This window comes from Rhodanobacter fulvus Jip2, from assembly GCF_000264315.1.
GTDB classification, from domain to species: Bacteria; Pseudomonadota; Gammaproteobacteria; order Xanthomonadales; family Rhodanobacteraceae; genus Rhodanobacter; species Rhodanobacter fulvus.
Window position 1 is genome coordinate 59,431 of record NZ_AJXU01000001.1, and the last position, 17,280, is coordinate 76,710.

Sequence of the window (17,280 nt, forward strand, 5' to 3'; positions counted from 1 at the left end):
GGTGAGTGCCGCGCGCGCCGGAGCACGGCGCTGGTTGCGCCGCTGGCAGAACGTGCTGGCGGCGCTGGGGCTGATCGCGGCGATCCTGATCGGCTGCCGCTTGTGGCCGCATCCGTCGCTGCGCGATGCGTTGCCGCGATCGACCGCCATCCATGACGATGCCGGTCGCCTGCTGCGGCTCACCCTGGCCAGCGACGACCAGTACCGGCTGTGGACGCCGCTGACGGAGATCTCCCCGCCGCTGATCGACGCCACGCTGATGCACGAGGACCAGTGGTACCGCTGGCATCCGGGTTTCAATCCCTGGGGCCTGCTGCGTGGAGCGTGGGTCACCTATGTGCGCCACGGACACCCGCAAGGCGGTTCCACCATCACCATGCAGCTTGCGCGGCTGCTGTATCGGCTGGATACGCGCACGCCGCTGGGCAAGCTGCACCAGGTGGCATTGGCGCTGCGGCTGGAGCTGTTTTATTCGAAGAAGGACATTCTGGCGGCCTATCTCAACAGCGCGCCTTACGGCGGCAATATCCAGGGCGTCGGCGCCGCGAGCCTGGTGTACTTCGAGAAATCCGCCGCCCGGTTGAGCCTGCCCGAGGCGCTGACGCTGGCGGTGATCCCGCAGGATCCCTCGCGTCGGCTCGACGCCCGCCACGGCGCGGACGTCACCGTGGTGGCACCGCGTCTTGCCGCCGCGCGCAACCGGCTGTTCCAGCGCTGGCTGCGCAAGTATCCGGAGGACGCCAGGTGGCGCGCGGTCTTCCGCATGCCGCTGGCGTTGCACACCATCGCGCAGCTGCCGTTCGAGGCGCCGCATGCGGTCGATCAGTTGATTGCCGGCGCGAACGCGCAGGGCGAGCCGCTGCCGCCGCAGGTGCGCAGCACCATCGACCTCGGCCTGCAGCAATTGCTGGAACGACAGGTGCGCGATTACGTGCAGCACATGGCCGGTGTGGGTGTGCGCAACGCCAGCGCCATGCTGGTCGATACCCGCAACATGGACATCAAGGCGCTGGTGGGTTCGGTCGATTATTTCAACGAGGGCATCCACGGCCAGGTCAACGGCACGCTGGCATCGCGTTCGCCCGGGTCCACCCTGAAACCCTTCATCTACGGACTGGGGCTGGATCAGGGCGTGCTCGGGCCGCAAACCGTGTTGCGCGATGTGCCCAGTTCGTTCGGGCCGTACACGCCGGAAAATTTCGACGGACGTTTCCTTGGGCCGGTGACGGCCACCCAGGCGCTGATCCACAGCCGCAACATCCCGGCGGTGTGGGTCGATGCGCAATTGCGCGATCCGGATCTGTACGGCTTCCTGCGCCAGGCCGGCGTGCGGAACCTGGCCAGCGAGCAGCACTACGGCCTGGCGCTGGTGCTGGGCGGCGGCGACGTGACCATGCAGGACCTGGCGCGCATGTATGCGCTGCTGGCCAATCGCGGTGTGCTGAAACCGTTGCGCCTGCGCCAGGACGTGCCGGTGGTGCCGGGCAAGCGGCTGCTGAGCGAGGCGGCCAGCTTCATCGTCACCGACATGCTGGAGCAGAACCCGCGGCCGGGCACCACCTTCGGCAGCCGGCCCGCCGCCGCACCGGTGTTCTGGAAGACCGGCACCTCATGGGCGTTCCACGACGCCTGGACCGCGGGGGGCTTCGGCCCGTACGTGCTGGTGGTGTGGGTGGGCAATTTCGACAGCACGCCGAACCCCGCTTTTGTGGGTATCGACGCCGCCGCACCGCTGTTCTTCCGCATCCACGACGCGCTGCTGGCCGGCCATCCGCATCTGCGCCCGCCACCGCGCTCGTTGCCCCACGGCGTGAAACGCGTGCGCGTGTGCCTGGCCACCGGCATGCTGCCCAGCCGCTGGTGTCCGGCCACGGGCTGGACCTGGTTCATCCCCGGCGTCTCCCCGATCAAGGTGGGCAACGTGTATCGGCCGGTGGTGATCGACAACGCCAGCGGCCTGCCGGCATGTCCGCCGTATGCCGGCGGGTCGACCCGCACCGAGGTGTTCCAGTACTGGCCTTCGGATCTTGCCGCCGTGTTCGCCCGCGCCGGCATTCCGATCCGCAAGCCGCCGCACAATCCCGCTTGCGCCAACGCCGGTCAGGCGCAGGGCGATCCGCCGGCGATCACCTCACCCTTGCGCGGGGCGTCCTACGCGTTGCGACTGGATCGCCCCGATGGCAATGCCGTGGTGCTTGCCGCCACCAGCGACGCCGACGTGCGAGCGCTGTACTGGTTCGTCAACGACGCCTACATCGGCCGCGCCACGCCCGCGCATGCGTTGACCTGGCAACCGGTGCAGGCGGGCAACTATCAGCTGCGCGTGGTGGACGACCACGGCCGCAGCGACGCGCGCAGCCTGGAGGTTGGCGTGGTGCAGTAGGTCATTGCCGCGCCACAACGGCGCGGGACGCCGCCGCCAGGCCGAACGATGCGACCACGCACCAGCCGGCCATCCACAGCATCTGCGTTGGCAGCGCCACGCCCAGATCGATGAAGGCGCCGCTGATGCCAGGCCCCAGCGCCGTGGACAGCACCATGGCCGACACGACGATCGCGCGGATGCCGCCGAGGTTGGCGGCACCGTAGACCTCCGGCCACAGCGCCCCCAGCAACGTCTGGGTGAAACCACTGCTGATGCCGAGCAGAAACATGAAAAGGTAGATGCCCCAGACTGGCGTCAGCAGGCCGACCGCCGCCGAGGCGACGGCCAGTGGGATCAGGAAGAAAGGCAGCAGCCGCAGCGCACCGAGACGGTCGACGAGTTGGCCGCATATCAGGCCGAACACCACCGTCGTCACCGCCATCACCGGGAAGGCCGCTGCGAAAACCAGCGGGTCGTAACCACGCAGCGCGATCAGGTAGCCCTGATGAAAGAAGATCGTGGTGCCGATGAAGGGCGGTGCCAGCACGCCGCTCAACAGCAGGTAGAAGACGGGATCGCCGATCACTTCGGCGCGCGTCCAGTCGCGTGTCATTCGCGCGCCGTCCGCCGGGTATTCGGTCGAATGCGGTACGCGCTCGGTGGCGAGCAGCCTGAGCACCGAGGGATAGCCAACCAGCATCAACACGATGGCCGAGGCGATCCATGGCAGCCGCCAGCCACCCACGTCCCGCAGCAGCACCACCGCCACTGGCAGCAAGGCCGAGCCCACCTGCACGCCCAGCACCACCAGCGCCATCGCGCGGCCCCGGTTGGCAACGAACCAGCGGCCGGTTTCGGTATAGGCAATCTCCGTCATCATGCCCTGACCGAACAGGCGCAGCAGATAGAGCGCAAGCGCCACCACGGCGAGATGCGGGGCCAGTGCCAGCAACACGCAGGCGACCGCCAGGCAGGGGATGGTGAAACGCGCCACCTTCCATCCCGGCATCACGTCGAGGGTGCGGCCGAGCCAGGGCAGGGTGATGGCGCTCATCAAGGTGGCGGCCATGTACAGCCCGCCGAACTGCCCACCGGAAAGGTCGAACTGCGCGCGCAAGTCGTTGCCGGACAGCCCCACGAAAAACGTCTGGCCGAACGAGGAAAACAGGGTCAGCAGAAAGCAGCCACCGATCCAGCGGCTGTTGCTGGTCGCGAAGCGCACGTTGTCGGCGATCAGGGTGCGCATGAGTCCACAGGGCAGGGTTGGAGGAAGGCATCATCGATGGATCGGAGGAGGGTGCGCGGAACGCGCCGTTCGGTACGGACCGCCACCCACCGTGGGTTGAAGCGCCACCGCGCTATGAGCCACTCCCCTTGCAACGCCCCGTCGCCCAGATCCTGGTGTCTTCGAGTGCGGCCGCGAGGCTTGCCGATTCGATCCTGGGCTCATGGGCATGGCGGCGAACTTCGTCCGCAATGATGGTGAAATCCTTCTTCAGACGCTCGGAGTGAAACTGCTCGGCCACCTTGCCGGTGGCGCGGGCCAGTTCGATGCGCGATGCCGGGGTGGTGGCGATGCTGCCGGGTTCCGCCAAGGGTGTAAGTGGCAGCGTGGCGGGAATCAGCAGCACGCAGTCGTCGAAATCCTCGGGGTCGATGCTGCGCAGGTCGTGCGCCAGACGCGCATCTTCCTCGGGGGAATAATCGGGATTGTTCAGCGCGTTCAAGGTCGAAATTTTCGCCGCGTGCTGTTTGTAGAAACCGATGTTGCGCGGGTCGACGGAAGCCGCGCCGGGCATGGTCGAGGCCCACTTGGTTCCGGCCATCCGCACCTGGGCGCCGGCGTGGGCCAGTGTCGTCATGGCAAGCAGGTAGCTCTTTCCCGTGAAGCCATGTCGCGCCAGCATCGCGCGCGTGTCTGGATCGGCGTCCATCCGGTTCGCCATCGATGCGAGCGTGGGCACACCGGTGTCGTCGTCATCGTCGCTGTCGTCTTCGTCGGTGCCGGGGTGGGATTTCTCGAGTGCCTGGCGTTCCCTGGCGACGGCGATCATCCGGTCGAGCAGGTCATCCGACAGCAACAGGTGCCGGGCGGCAGCGGGCGATGATGCTGGCGGCGCTGCCTGTGCGGTTTGCCCATGCCTGCCGCCGATGAGCAGCAGGGCGAGGGTGAGCAGGGTCGGCATCCAGCGGCTTGCCATCGGGCGTTCTCCAGTCCGGGTAGAACCTTTCATCCTATAAGACCCCGGAAACATCGGCATCCCTGCCATGGCCGCAGCAAAACCTCGCTCGATGGATCAGGCCGACAGGATGTCGTGGATCTTTCGCCGCAGCACATCCAGCGAGAACGGCTTGGTGAGGATGTGCATCCCCGGTTCCAGGTGGCCGTCGCCCACAACGGAGTGCTCGGCATAGCCGGTCATGAACAGGACTTTCAATCGGGGGCGGAAGGTACGGGCGGCATCGGCCATCTGCCGACCATTCAGTGCGCCGGGAAGTCCCACGTCGGTGATCAGCAGGTCGATGCTGGCCGCCGACTGGAGGATGCGCAGGCCGGCGCTGCCGTCGGCGGCGTGCAGTGTGCGGAAGCCCGACCCCGTCAGCAGTTCGCAGACCAGCTCGCGGATCGACGGCTCGTCCTCGACCACCAGGACGGTCTCGCGTTGCGGGGTGGCTGCCGGCAGGTGTTGGGGCTGGCTGGGCTCGGCCTGCGGCGGCGCTTCGAAGTGGCGTGGCAGGTAGATGGTGAACGCCGAGCCTTTGCCGGGTTTGGAGTGAATCCTCACCTGGCCGCCGGATTGGCGGGCGAAGCCGTAGATCATCGACAGGCCCAGCCCTGTGCCCTGGCCGATCGGCTTGGTGGTGAAGAAGGGATCGAAGACACGCGCGATCACCTCGGGTGTCATGCCGCTGCCGGTATCCGTGACGCGCAACGACACGTATTCCCCGGGCTGGAGATCGAAGACCGCCGCCGCGGCGGGATCATCGAGCGTGCGGTTGGCGGTTTCGATCGTGAGGTGGCCGCCGTCGGGCATCGCGTCGCGGGCGTTGATGCAGAGGTTCAGCAGCGCATTCTCCAACTGCGGTGGGTCCACTCTGCACAGCCACAAGGTGTCGGCTTCGACCACTTCCAACTGCACCGGCGGGCCGATGGTGCGGCGTATCAGTTCTTCCATGCCGGCGACCAGCCGGTTGATGTCGGTGGGGCGCGGGTCCAGCGTTTGCTGGCGGGAAAAGGCCAGCAGGCGCTGGGTGAGCGAGGCGGCGCGGCGTACGGCGGTGTCGCCGATTTCCAGCAGGCGCGGCAGATCCCCGATCTTGCCTTGCTCCAGTTTCATCCGGGCGACTTCCAGCGCACCCATGATGCCGCCCAGAAGATTGTTGAAGTCGTGGGCAATGCCGCCCGTGAGCTGGCCCACGGCTTCCATCTTCTGCGCCTGGCGCAGCGCCGCCTCGGTGCGCGCAAGTGATTCGGCGGCCTGCTTTTCGGCGGTGACGTCGCGCGCGCTGCAGTAGATCTTGTCGTCTTCGGGAATGGCCACCCACGACAGCCAGCGGTAGCCGCCATCGACGTGGCGATAGCGGTTTTCAAAGCTGAGCGCCGGCTCGCCCAGTTCGAGGGCGCGGCTGAACGCGCGCTGGTTGCGCTCCAGGTCATCCGGATGCAGGAAGTCGAAAAACGGGGTGGAGGCGATGATTTCCTCGGGCCAGCCCAGCACCCGCTGCCAGGCGGGATTGGAAAGCTCGAAGATGCCCTCGGCATTGAGCACGCCCATGATGTCGGTGCTCAACTGCCAGGTGCGCGCACGGCCATGTATGCGCTGCGCCACCTGTTGTTCCAGGTCACTGTTGATCGCGCGCAACCTGATTTCGCTGGCGCGCAGCGCCTTTTCCGCCAACGCGCGCTCGGTGACATCGGTGCCTTCGACGAAGATGCCGGTGACCCTGCCGGCGTCGTCCCTGATCGGCTGATACACGAAGTCGAGATAGCGCTGGCTGATCGGCGCGCCGGGTGCCGGCTGCATCGCAAAAGGCGTGGCCGTGGCCACGTACGACTGGCCGCTGACGTAGACGATGTCCAGCAGGTCGACGAAGCCCTGGCTGGCCGCGTCGGGCAGGGCTTCGGCCACCTTGCGGCCCAGCAGCGGGCGGCCGCCGACCAGTCGCATGTAGCCGGGGTTGGCCAGCTCGACGACATGGTCGGGACCGCGCAGCATGGCGATGAACGAGGGTGTCTGTTCGAACAGCCCGGCCAGCCGCTGGCGCTCCTCCAGCGCACGCCGGGACACCAGCACCTGCTCGGTGGTTTCCGTGCACACCACCAGCACGCCGCCGACGTCGCTGTCGGCGCTTTCGTCGTCGATCGGGCTGTAGCTGTAGGTCCAGTAGGTGTCCTCGTCGCGGCCATCGCGTTGCATCACCAGGCGCTGGTTTTCGTGCCAGGTGGCGCTGCCGCCGCGCATGACCTGGGCGATCTGCGCGCCGATGTCGTCCCAGATCTCGGGCCACACCTGCCGCCCCGGTTTGCCCAGCGACGACGGATGGCGTTCGGTCGTGAGCGTCTCCCGATAGGCGTCGTTGTAGAACCAGAAAGCCTCGCTGCCCCAGAACACGCACATCTGGTGGCGCGAATTGAGCATCGAGCGAAGGGTGGTGCGCAGCGACTGCGGCCAGCTCTCTGGCCGGCCCAACGGGTGGTGCGACCAGTCATGGGCACGCATCAACGCACCCATCTCGCCGCCACCCGACAAGAAGGAGACTTCTGCCATGAGCCCTCCAGCGCGGCGTCGACCAATAACCATGGATCGTGCCGCCTTCTGCGCAGGCTGGCAATGACGCGTGGATGGAGCTTGCCCGGCGGCGTGCGTTTGATACGGGGACGCGCGCGCCAAAAACCACTACGCCGGCTTGCGGGTTCCGTGCTCCGCGGCTGCCGAGCGCAGCGCCGCGATGAAGTTTTCGGCCAGCGGGTTGGTCACGCTGCGCAGACGCAGGATGCCCAGCTCGATGAAGGCCGGTTTGCCGCGCAGCGGCCGGTAGCGCACGCCGGGGCGTTGCAGGTTGCGCACCGACGACGGCACCAGCGCGAAGCCCATGCCGCTGGAGACCAGCCCGATCACCGTCTGCATCTGCCGCGCGTGCTGGGTGACCTGCGGGGCGAAGCCGGACGCGTGGCAATGGCTGATGGTGAGGTCGTACAGGCCGGAGGCGACCTCGCGTGGCGGCACGATGAAGCTGGCCTTTGACAGGCTGCGCAGACTGATCGGCCCGTCGCCTTTCGCCGCGGGATCGCCAGCGGGCGCGGCGAGCACCAGCGCCTCGCGCATCACGCCCTTGAACACCAGGTCCGGCTCGTTCACGGGCGCCAGGGCGATGCCCAGGTCGAGCCGGGCCGCACGCAACTCGCGGATCTGCGCGTCTGTCGTCAACTCGTGCAGTTGCACTTCCACCATCGGAAAACGGGCACGGAAGTTTTTCAGCGCCGGCGGCAGGATGCCGTAATCGGCGATCGACACGAAGCCGATCGAGAGCATGCCGATGTCGCCGCGCTCGGTCTGCACCGTCTTCACTCTGGCGTGCTCCAGCCGCGCCAGCACCGCCTGTACCTCGTCGTAGAACACCGCCCCCGCCGTGGTCAGCACCACGCCGCGATTGCTGCGTTCCAGCAGTTGCACACCCAGCTCGTTCTCCAGATTCCGGATCTGGGTCGACAACGGCGGCTGCGATACATGCAGCCGTTCGGCGGCGCGGGAGAAGCCGCCTTCCTCGACGATGGCGGCAAAGTAGCGAAGCTGGCGTAGTTCCACTATTCGTATACCGTATGGCTGGACTCCACGTATTGTATTGGACGGTATGGAGGTCGCCAAGCAGAATGGGCGTTCGCCCAACGGGAGCCCGACCGACTCCTCGCCATCGCCACAGGGGAAGCCTTCCATGCCCGTTTACCGTTCCCGTACCAGTACCGCCGGCCGCAACATGGCTGGTGCCCGCGCACTCTGGCGCGCCACCGGCATGAAGGATGGCGATTTCCAGAAGCCCATCATCGCGGTGGCCAACTCGTTCACCCAGTTCGTGCCCGGCCACGTGCACCTGAAGGACATGGGGCAACTGGTGATCGAGGAGATCGAGCGCGCCGGCGGCGTCGGCAAGGAGTTCAACACCATCGCCGTCGATGACGGCATCGCGATGGGTCACGACGGCATGCTCTACAGCCTGCCGTCGCGCGACATCATCGCCGACAGCGTGGAGTACATGTGCAACGGCCATACCGCCGACGCCCTGGTGTGTATTTCCAATTGCGACAAGATCACCCCCGGCATGCTGATGGCGGCGCTGCGGCTGAACATCCCGGTGGTGTTCGTTTCCGGCGGTCCGATGGAAGCGGGCAAGACCAGGCTGGCCGGCAAGGAGGTGGCGCTGGATCTGATCGACGCGATGGTGGCCGCCGCCGACGACAGCGTGTCCGACGCCGACGTGCTGGCCATCGAGAGTTCCGCCTGTCCCACCTGTGGCTCGTGTTCGGGCATGTTCACCGCCAATTCGATGAACTGCCTCACCGAGGCGCTGGGCCTGTCGTTGCCGGGCAACGGTTCGCTGGTGGCCACGCATGCCGATCGCGAGCAATTGTTCCGCAAGGCCGGTCGCACCGTGGTCGAGCTGGCCCGCCGCTACTACGAGGGCGACGATGCGCGGGCACTGCCGCGCAACATCGCCAGCAAGGCGGCGTTCGTGAACGCGATGTCGCTGGATATCGCGATGGGCGGCTCCACCAACACCGTGCTGCACCTGCTGGCGGCGGCGCAGGAAGGCGGCGTCGATTTCACCATGAGCGACATCGACCGGCTCTCGCGCAAGGTGCCCAACCTGTGCAAGGTGGCGCCGTCGAGCAGCTACCACCTGGAGGATGTGCATCGCGCCGGTGGCGTGATGGCGATCCTGGGCGAGATGGATCGCGCGGGCCTGATCGATACGTCCGTCCCCACCGTGCACAGCCCGTCGCTGGCCGAGGCGCTGGACACGTGGGATGTGGCGCGCACGAAGGATGCCGCCGTGCAGGAGTTTTTCCGCGCCGGCCCCGCCGGCATCCGCACCCAGACCGCGTTCTCGCAGAGCTGCCGCTACGACAACCTGGATACCGACCGCGAGACCGGCTGCATCCGTTCGCGCGAATTCGCCTATAGCCAGGATGGCGGCCTGGCCGTGCTCTACGGCAACCTTGCCGAGCGCGGCTGCATCGTGAAAACCGCCGGCGTCGACAAGAGCATCCTCACCTTCAGCGGCCCCGCGGTGGTGCTGGAAAGCCAGGATGCGGCGGTGGCGGCCATTCTCAGCGGCCTGGTGAAAGCCGGTGATGTGGTCATCATCCGCTACGAAGGCCCGCGCGGCGGACCGGGCATGCAGGAGATGCTGTACCCGACCAGCTACCTGAAATCCAAGGGGCTGGGCAAGGCCTGCGCCCTGATCACCGACGGCCGTTTCTCCGGCGGTACGGCCGGCTTGTCGATCGGCCACGTGTCGCCCGAAGCGGCCGAGGGCGGCAACATCGGCCTGGTGCAGACCGGCGACATCATCGTGATCGACATCCCCAGCCGCATCGTGCGTTTCGAGGTCAGCGACGAGGAACTGGAACGCCGGCGTGCGGCGCAGGCGGCGAAGGGCTGGCGGCCGGCATTGCCACGCAAGCGCAAGGTCAGCGCCGCGCTGAAGGCGTACGCCAAGCTGGTGACCAGCGCCGACAAGGGCGCGGTGCGCGATCTGGATCTGCTGGAGGATTGAAGCTGCCGAAGCCTCAGAGTTTGTGAGGAATTCGGGCCAAGCGCGATGCTGTTCCTTCCCCCGCTTGCGGGGGAAGGTGCCGAAGGCGGAAGGGGGCGCGGCCAGCCGCGCTGCCGTTGCTTTTCAAGCAGAACGAAAAGCGCCCCCTTCAGCCCTTCGGGCAGCTTGAACAGATGCCATCCATGGCATCTGCCCTGCGGGCAGCGTTGCTGCTCAAGATGGCAATCCTGCCATCTTGTCTCCGCTATGCAGGAGAAGCGAAAGCGGGCCTTCCGCTTTTCGCCGCTCTCAAGCTTGGGCGACACTTCGACTTCGCCTGCTGCGCAGGCTACGCTCAGTGGGAACGGTCGGTCGTTGGATGGCCATAGGCATGCGCCCGTCATCGCCGACTTTATTCAAGCCCGTGCGTTCGCCGCACTGATTCAAAGGGGGGACCTCCGCAATGCCACAAAAACCTGCACGACGCTGGCACCTTTTTTCGCTGTCCGTCCTGATGACACTGGGGATGGGGCAGGCACTGGCCGCCGACGTATCCGTCAGCGGCAGCCTCGAGGCCGGCAAGCCCGGCGCCGTGGTCTCGCGCCACCTGTTTGGCCAGTTCGCGGAGCATCTCGGCACGGGCATCTACGGCGGCCTGTGGGTCGGGCCGGATTCGTCCATCCCCAATACGGACGGCTATCGCAACGATGTGGTGGCGGCGCTGAAAGCCTTGCACGTGCCCAACGTGCGCTGGCCCGGCGGGTGTTTCGCGGACGAGTACCACTGGCGCGATGGCGTGGGTCCGAAGAGCAAGCGCCCGACCAGCGTCAACACCAACTGGGGTGGCGTGACCGAATCGAATGCGTTCGGCACGCACGAGTTCATGAACTTCGTGGAGCTCATCGGCAGCGAGGCCTATGTGGCCGGCAACGTGGGCAACGCGCCGCCGGAGGAAATGGCGCAGTGGGCCGAGTACATGACCGCCACGGGCCAATCGACGCTGGCCAAGGAGCGCATCGCCAATGGCCGCGAAAAGCCCTGGAAAGTGCCGCTGTTCGGTATCGGCAATGAATTGTGGGGTTGCGGCGGCAACATGCGCGCGGAGTACGCGGCTGACCTGTATCGGCGCTACCAGACCTTCGTGAAAGTGCCCGCCGGCGAAACCATGTTGAAGATCGCGCCCGGTGCCAACGGCGACGATTACCACTGGACCGAGGTGATGATGCGCGAGGCCGGCAAGCTGATGGACGGCCTCAGCATGCATTACTACACCGTGGCCGGCGGCTGGCCGCCGAGTCAGTCGTCCACCGATTTCGACAACAAGGGCTGGATCCAGACCTTGTCCGAAGCCTTGCGGATGGATGACCTGATCACCCGCCACAGCGCCGTGATGGACAAGTACGATCCGGAAAAGAAGGTGGCCCTGGTGGTGGACGAGTGGGGCACCTGGTATGCGCCGCTTCCGGGCAGCAACCCCGGCTTCCTGCAGCAGCAGAACACGCTGCGCGATGCGCTGGTGGCCTCGTTGACGCTGGACATCTTCACCCACCACGCCGACCGCGTGCGGATGGCCAACATCGCGCAGATGATCAACGTGCTGCAGGCGATGATCCTCACCGACGGCCCGCGCATGCTGCTGACGCCCACGTACCACGTGTTCGCCATGTACCTGCCGTACCAGGACGCCACCGAACTGCCGTTGCAGCTCGATACGCCGAAGTACACGCTGGACGGTATTTCGGTGCCGCAGGTGCACGGCTCCGCGGTGCGGGCGAAGGACGGCCATGTCTACGTGGCGCTGACCAACCTCGACCCGGCTCGCGCCGCGCAGGTGCAGGTGAAGGTGCAGGGCCTGCAGGCGAAGGGTGTCAGCGGGCAGATCCTCACCGCGCCCAAGATCAACTCGCGCAACACCTTCGACCGGCCCGACGCGGTGAAGCCGGCGGCGTTCAACGGCGCCCGCGTGCAGGGTGACCAGTTGAAGGTCGCACTGCCGGCCAAGTCGATCGTGATGCTGCAATTGCGCTGAGGCGCATGAGCGGGATGGCGCGCAATTCCTGCGCCGTCCGACCTGATGCAGGAAAGCCCGGCCATGTTGCGCCGGGCTTTCTTTTTCTCGGTGATGCGATGTCAGTGTGGCGCGATGTCAGTCGCGTGATTTGGCCACCACGCTGCCGTCGGTCGGGTCGACCAGCAGGTCCACCGCGGCACCGCTGTGAGTGGACGCGTCCGCGCTCCACAAGCCATGTTCGTATTCCACGTCGTGAACCTTTTCGTAGCCCGCGGTGGCCAGCTTGGCCTTCACCTCATCCTCGTTGAGTTTGGACGGCGCGTCACTGACGTAGACCCTGCCGGTCTCCGGTCCCACCGCAATCTTCACCCACTGCTTGTTGCCGCCGCGTGCCTCGCTGCGCCAGACGCCATCCTTGAATTCCAGATCCTTGACCTCCTTGTAGCCGGCATTGGCGACCGCGGTCTTGATGGCCTCCTCACTCAACGCACCCGCGGGCGGCTCGGTGCTCCAGGTGGACGCCGTGGTGGTGGTCTGGGTGGTGGTTGTCTGCGACTGGGTAGTGACAGGTGGATCCTGCGCCAGGGCCACACTGCAAACCGACAGTCCAATCAGTAGGGGAAGCGTGCGCTTGATCATCGATAACTCCTTTCTCGGGTTGGCACTACAGATGGCGGGCCGGCTGGCCGGCGTCGCCCAAGTCATGGGAGTGCTGGAAAGCTGCTCCGCAATGACTCGATCGAACCATCTTGTGCGCAATGCAGCGTGAAGGCGGCGGCGCAAACGTCGTGGGGATGTGAAGCCGGAACCTTCCCGCAAACCTACAACCGCCTGGTGTCCCTGTTCAGCGCTTCAAGATAGGCGCAAAACATGTTGGACATGGCCTTGGCGTAGGTGTCGATCTCCGTGGAGGTCCGGGGGCTTTCAGAGAAGTCCTTCCCCACCGTGCTGAGCGTGGTGGTGATCAGGTTGCCGGCCAAAGCGCGGGTCTTGCTGGTCGCCTTGGGCAGCGCCTCACGCATGAATGCCTGGAACATGCGATGGCCCGCTGCCTTGGCCTCCTTCGCTTCCGGTACGTCGCGATAGAGCGGGGCGGCGTCATTGAGCGCCACGCGCATCGCCGCTTCCTCGCATTCGTAGCGGATGAAGGCACGCATCAGGATGCGCAGCCGTTCCAGCGGTGGCGTATGGGCTGACGTATCGCGCCGGCAATCCTGGCGGTGCTGGCCGGTAAAATGATGATCCCGCCATCGCTCCGGCCGTATCGCCATGTACCGTGTCATCAGTGTCCGCCTGTTCGCCGCCGCACTTTGCCTGATCGTCTCGCTGCCATCGGCGGCGGCCGCGCCGGCGGCACCCACCATCGGCCAGCAACGCGAGCAGGTACTGTTCTGGTCGCAGGCGCAGCGCGAGGCGCAGTTCCGCCAGATGGCCAAGCTGTTTCCCAGCGACCTTGCGCCGCGCGGCACGCATGTTCACGAGCTGCCGCCAGGCAAGTCTCTGCCGGTCGATTCCATGTCGCTGGCGAGCTACATGGGGCAGCACCATCTAGCCGGCGTAATGGTGCTGCAGCACGGGCGCGTTCGTCTTGAGCGCTACGGCTTGGGCTTCGGGCCGCAGCAGCGGTGGGAGTCGTTCTCGGTGGCCAAGTCGGTCACCTCCACCTTGCTGGGCATCGCGCTCCAGCGCGGCGAAATCCACAGCCTGCACGACACGTTGGGCACCTATATCCAGGAATTGCGTGACAGCGCCTACGCCGACGTCACCGTGCAGCAGTTGCTGACGATGACCTCCGGTGTGCAGTGGAACGAGGATTACGCGGACCCCAGATCGGATGTGGCGCAGATGTACCTGGGTGCCTGCATGGACGGCCAGGCGCATGTGCTGTCTTACCTGCGCAAACAACCGCGGCAATGGCCCGCCGGCACGCACTGGAACTACAACACCGCCGAAACCGACCTGCTCGGCATCCTGGTGCAGCGGGCCACGCATCGCTCGCTGGCGGCGTACCTGTCGCAGACCATCTGGAAGCCGTACGGCATGGCGTCCGATGCCACCTGGGTCAAGGACGAATGCGATGGCAGCGACACCGGCGGCAGCGGACTCTCGGCCACGCTGGGCGATTACGCGCGGCTGGGCCAGTTCATGCTCGATGGCGGGCGCATCGATGGCAAGCCGGTGGTGGCGACGGCCTGGCTCAAGGGCGCGCTGCAGCGTCAGGCCAGCGTCGATGCACCGGACCGTGGCTACGGCTATCTGTGGTGGACGGATGCCGACGGCAGCTATGCCGCCATCGGCATCTTCGGCCAGGTGATCTACGTCGACCCCGCGCGCCAGCTGGTGATCGCCCAGGTGGGCTCCTGGCCGCACGCGACATCCGACGCGCTGGTCGCGGCGCGGCGTGCCTTCGTGGCGGCCGTCAAGGATGCGGTGGACGCGGAGGGAGCGCAGGCAGCGCACTGAAACGCGGTTCGTGCGCAGCGCGCGCGATCAATCCATCGCCAGCCGCCGCAGATCGTCCAGTTTGTCGGCATCGCGAATGGCCAGGTCCGTGCGCCAGCGCAGGATGCGCGGGAAGCGCACGGCAACGCCGGATTTGTGCCGCGACGAGCGCTGGATGGCTTCGTACGCCAGCTCGAATACGTGCACCTGTTCGACCGAGCGTACCGGGCCGAAGCGCTCCAGCGTGTGGCTGCGGATCCACTGGTCGAGCGTGGCGATCTCCGCGTCGTCCAGTCCCGAATACGCCTTGGCGACGGGCACCAGGTGGCTGCGATCCCACACGCCGAAGGTGTAGTCGGTGTACAGGCCGGCGCGGCGGCCGTGGCCGAGCTGCGCGTAGATCAGCACGGCGTCCAGCGTGTACGGCTCCACTTTCCATTTCCACCAGTCGCCGCGCTTGCGGCCTACGCGGTAGGGCGAATCGAGCCGTTTCAGCATCAGTCCTTCGGTCTGGCGTGCGCGCGATTGTTCGCGTTCGAGGGCAAGTGCAGGCCAGTCGGTGGCGGGCAGGGCGGGCGACAGCATCAGCGCGGGCGACACGTCCTGCAGCAGGGTGGCGAGGCGTTCGCGACGCGCGCGCAAGGGTTGTTGGCGCAGATCCTCGCCGTCGTGTTCCAGCAGGTCGTAGGCCATGAAGCGCACCGGCGTATCGGCCAGCAGCTTGGCGCCGGGCTTGAGCTTGCCGATGCGCTTCTGCAGCGCGGTGAACGCGCGCGGCAGGTGGCCGGCGGCGTTCCAGGCCAGGATCTCGCCATCCAGCACGCCGTCGAACGGCAGTGCGGCGGCAGCGGTTTCCAGTTCGGGGAAACGGCCATCCAGACGCTCCTCGCCACGCGACCACAGCCGCGCCTCGCCGCTGCGGCGCATGAGTTGCGCGCGGATGCCGTCCCACTTCCATTCCGCCAGCCAGTCGTTGCGATCGCCCAATGCTTCCACGTTCTGTTCCAGCGGCGAGGCCAGGAAGAATGGATAGGGCCGATCGGTGAGGTGTTCTTCGCCACTGTCCGGTTCGGCCAGCGCAGACAGTGCTGCGGCGTGCGGTTGCCAGTCACCGCTGAGGCGATGCGCGATCAGGTCGGTAGGCAGTTGCGACCACAGCGCCAGCGCTTGCACCACCAACCGCTGCGACACACCCACGCGCAGCGCGCCGGTCAGCAGCTTGTTGAGCAGGAACACCTGCTGCGGCGCCAATGCTCGCCACCACGCCTGCAATTGCAGCTGCCGCGCAGGTGGATCGAGCTTGCCCAGCGCGGGCAACCAGTCTTCCATCCACACCTGCAGTGGCGTGTCCGCCAGCGCGCCATCGCCGGGCGGCAACAGCAGCGCGATGGCTTCGGCCAGATCGCCGACATGCTGGTAGCTGGCATCGATCAGCCACTCCGCATAACCCGTGGCCGCCTGCGCCGCCGTGCGCAATTCGGTGGCCGTCGCCAGCCGCCGCAGCTTGCCACCGCCCAGCACGTAGACCGCCCAGGCGGCATCGGCGGGCGGCGCATCGTGCAGGTAGGCGGCGATGGCCTCGCGCTTGGCCACGGTCGAGGCGGTGCGGTCGAGCTGCGCATAGAGGGCAGCGAAGCGGCGCATCAGGATTCTCCCAACGCTTCCAGTGCCAGCGCATCGTGGCCGAGTTCGCGCAGGTGGCGCGTCAGCACGTCGCCGTCGCCATGGGTGACGTAGATGCGTGATGCGCCGCTGTCCGCCACGCTGCGCAGCAGGCCGGGCCAGTCGGCGTGATCGGATACCACGAAGCCGCGATCGAAACCGCGCCGGCGCCGGTTGCCGCGCACCTGCATCCAGCCCGAGGCGAAGGCGGTGGAGGCGTTGGCGAAGCGGCGCATCCAGGGCGTGTTGGCGGCCGAGGGCGGCGCCATGATCAGCTCGCCCGCCATGGCCGTGCCGCGCGCGTTCTCGGCCAGCGGCACGGTGGGCAGCAACGCAATGCCGGCATCGCGGTAGTGCTGCACCGGTTGCAGCAGCGCGCCGTGCACGTGCGCCACGCGGTCGCAGCGCAAGGCCAGTTCCGCCAGCAGCCGCTGCGCCTTGCCCAGCGCGTAGCAGAACAGCAGCGCAGGCACGCCGCGTCGCGCGCAGTCGTCCCACCAGCTCAGCAGGTCGGCGATCACGGCGTCGATCGGCGGCCAGCGGTACACCGGCCAGCCGAAGGTCGATTCGGTGACGAACACGTCGCACGGCACCGTCTCGAACGGCGCGCAGGTGGGATCGGCTTCGCGCTTGTAGTCGCCGGAAACCACCACCACGCGCCCACCGTGTTCCATCCGGATCTGCGCCGCGCCCAGCATGTGCCCCGAGGGATGCATCGACACGCGCACGTCGCCGAGCGTGAACGCCTCGCCGTACTCGTGCGTCTCGATGACGGCTTCCTCGCCCAGCCGCTCGCGCATCAGTGCCGAACCCGCCGCAGCCACGTGGTAACCGGCGTTGCCGATACGCGCGTGATCGCCATGCGCGTGCGTCACCACCGCGCGCTCGACCGGCCAGCGCGGGTCGATGAAGAAATCGCCGGCCGGGCAGTAGAGCCCCTGGGAACGTGGTTGCAGCAGGTCGTCGCGCATGGTCGCCGACGCTAGGCGGCGGGGCGTCAAGGCGGCGGCAATGGGCGTTGCTATTGCTCTTTCCCCTGCTTGCA

At 66.8% G+C, this 17,280-nt stretch carries 12 protein-coding genes; 4 read left to right on the top strand and 8 right to left on the bottom strand.

The window, feature by feature from the left end; translation table 11 throughout:
• The first annotated feature begins 1 nt into the window (after nucleotide 1).
• Nucleotides 2-2,383, top strand: a complete 2,382-nt coding sequence (pbpC, locus tag UU9_RS00265; RefSeq protein ID WP_040669818.1) for a penicillin-binding protein 1C — start codon at nucleotides 2-4, stop codon at nucleotides 2,381-2,383.
• Between the two features lies 1 nt (nucleotide 2,384).
• Here the strand turns inward: pbpC and UU9_RS00270 are convergent, their stop codons facing one another.
• From UU9_RS00270 to UU9_RS00285, 4 genes are all read right to left on the bottom strand, one after another.
• Nucleotides 2,385-3,611 carry an MFS transporter gene (locus tag UU9_RS00270; protein ID WP_007079696.1) on the bottom strand — a complete coding sequence of 409 codons (1,227 nt, stop codon included), beginning with the start codon at nucleotides 3,609-3,611 and terminating at the stop codon, nucleotides 2,385-2,387.
• A 112-nt stretch (nucleotides 3,612-3,723) separates the two neighbouring features.
• Nucleotides 3,724-4,635, bottom strand: a complete 912-nt coding sequence (locus tag UU9_RS00275) for a hypothetical protein (RefSeq protein ID WP_162098760.1) — start codon at nucleotides 4,633-4,635, stop codon at nucleotides 3,724-3,726.
• Between the two features lie 27 nt (nucleotides 4,636-4,662).
• A complete protein-coding gene (locus UU9_RS00280) occupies nucleotides 4,663-7,134 on the bottom strand; it encodes a hybrid sensor histidine kinase/response regulator (protein ID WP_007079698.1) in 2,472 nt (823 codons plus the stop codon).
• 129 nt (nucleotides 7,135-7,263) lie between these two features.
• The gene (locus UU9_RS00285) at nucleotides 7,264-8,172 is read right to left on the bottom strand and encodes a LysR family transcriptional regulator (RefSeq protein WP_007079699.1); all 909 of its coding nucleotides are present in this window, start codon (nucleotides 8,170-8,172) and stop codon (nucleotides 7,264-7,266) included.
• 127 nt (nucleotides 8,173-8,299) lie between these two features.
• Between UU9_RS00285 and ilvD the strand changes: the two genes are divergently transcribed.
• Both ilvD and UU9_RS00295 read left to right on the top strand, forming a co-directional pair.
• Nucleotides 8,300-10,141, top strand: coding sequence for a dihydroxy-acid dehydratase (gene ilvD / locus UU9_RS00290; RefSeq protein WP_007079700.1), 1,842 nt, complete (start codon nucleotides 8,300-8,302; stop codon nucleotides 10,139-10,141).
• 493 nt (nucleotides 10,142-10,634) lie between these two features.
• Nucleotides 10,635-12,149, top strand: a complete 1,515-nt coding sequence (locus tag UU9_RS00295) for an alpha-N-arabinofuranosidase (RefSeq protein ID WP_040669770.1) — start codon at nucleotides 10,635-10,637, stop codon at nucleotides 12,147-12,149.
• 117 nt (nucleotides 12,150-12,266) lie between these two features.
• Here UU9_RS00295 and UU9_RS00300 read toward each other — a convergent pair whose 3' ends face one another.
• Nucleotides 12,267-12,770, bottom strand: a complete 504-nt coding sequence (locus UU9_RS00300; RefSeq protein ID WP_007079702.1) for a PepSY domain-containing protein — start codon at nucleotides 12,768-12,770, stop codon at nucleotides 12,267-12,269.
• Between the two features lie 182 nt (nucleotides 12,771-12,952).
• Nucleotides 12,953-13,402: a hypothetical protein gene (locus tag UU9_RS00305; RefSeq protein ID WP_007079703.1), complete on the bottom strand. Its 450-nt coding sequence runs from the start codon at nucleotides 13,400-13,402 to the stop codon at nucleotides 12,953-12,955.
• On the opposite strand from UU9_RS00305, the gene UU9_RS00310 reads away from it, so the two are divergent.
• Nucleotides 13,401-14,594, top strand: a complete 1,194-nt coding sequence (locus UU9_RS00310; RefSeq protein WP_007079704.1) for a serine hydrolase domain-containing protein — start codon at nucleotides 13,401-13,403, stop codon at nucleotides 14,592-14,594. The genes UU9_RS00305 and UU9_RS00310 overlap by 2 nt on opposite strands.
• Nucleotides 14,595-14,621: 27 nt before the next feature.
• On the opposite strand, the gene UU9_RS00315 is transcribed toward UU9_RS00310, so the two are convergent.
• The gene (locus UU9_RS00315) at nucleotides 14,622-16,217 is read right to left on the bottom strand and encodes an ATP-dependent DNA ligase (protein WP_007079705.1); all 1,596 of its coding nucleotides are present in this window, start codon (nucleotides 16,215-16,217) and stop codon (nucleotides 14,622-14,624) included.
• Nucleotides 16,217-17,206, bottom strand: coding sequence for a ligase-associated DNA damage response exonuclease (locus UU9_RS00320; protein WP_007079706.1), 990 nt, complete (start codon nucleotides 17,204-17,206; stop codon nucleotides 16,217-16,219). The genes UU9_RS00315 and UU9_RS00320 overlap by 1 nt, the downstream gene beginning before the upstream one ends.
• Between the last annotated feature and the right edge of the window lie 74 nt (nucleotides 17,207-17,280).

Bases quoted from the DNA above. Each gene is read 5' to 3' on its own strand.
- ilvD (WP_007079700.1), top strand. From the start codon at position 8,300: ATGCCCGTTTACCGTTCCCGTACCAGTACCGCCGGCCGCAACATGGCT.
- UU9_RS00295 (WP_040669770.1), top strand. From the start codon at position 10,635: ATGACACTGGGGATGGGGCAGGCACTGGCCGCCGACGTATCCGTCAGC.
- UU9_RS00270 (WP_007079696.1), bottom strand. From the start codon at position 3,611: ATGCGCACCCTGATCGCCGACAACGTGCGCTTCGCGACCAGCAACAGC.
- UU9_RS00280 (WP_007079698.1), bottom strand. From the start codon at position 7,134: ATGGCAGAAGTCTCCTTCTTGTCGGGTGGCGGCGAGATGGGTGCGTTG.
- UU9_RS00275 (WP_162098760.1), bottom strand. From the start codon at position 4,635: ATGGCAGGGATGCCGATGTTTCCGGGGTCTTATAGGATGAAAGGTTCT.
- UU9_RS00320 (WP_007079706.1), bottom strand. From the start codon at position 17,206: ATGCGCGACGACCTGCTGCAACCACGTTCCCAGGGGCTCTACTGCCCG.
- UU9_RS00300 (WP_007079702.1), bottom strand. From the start codon at position 12,770: ATGATCAAGCGCACGCTTCCCCTACTGATTGGACTGTCGGTTTGCAGT.
- UU9_RS00305 (WP_007079703.1), bottom strand. From the start codon at position 13,402: ATGGCGATACGGCCGGAGCGATGGCGGGATCATCATTTTACCGGCCAG.
- UU9_RS00310 (WP_007079704.1), top strand. From the start codon at position 13,401: ATGTACCGTGTCATCAGTGTCCGCCTGTTCGCCGCCGCACTTTGCCTG.
- UU9_RS00315 (WP_007079705.1), bottom strand. From the start codon at position 16,217: ATGCGCCGCTTCGCTGCCCTCTATGCGCAGCTCGACCGCACCGCCTCG.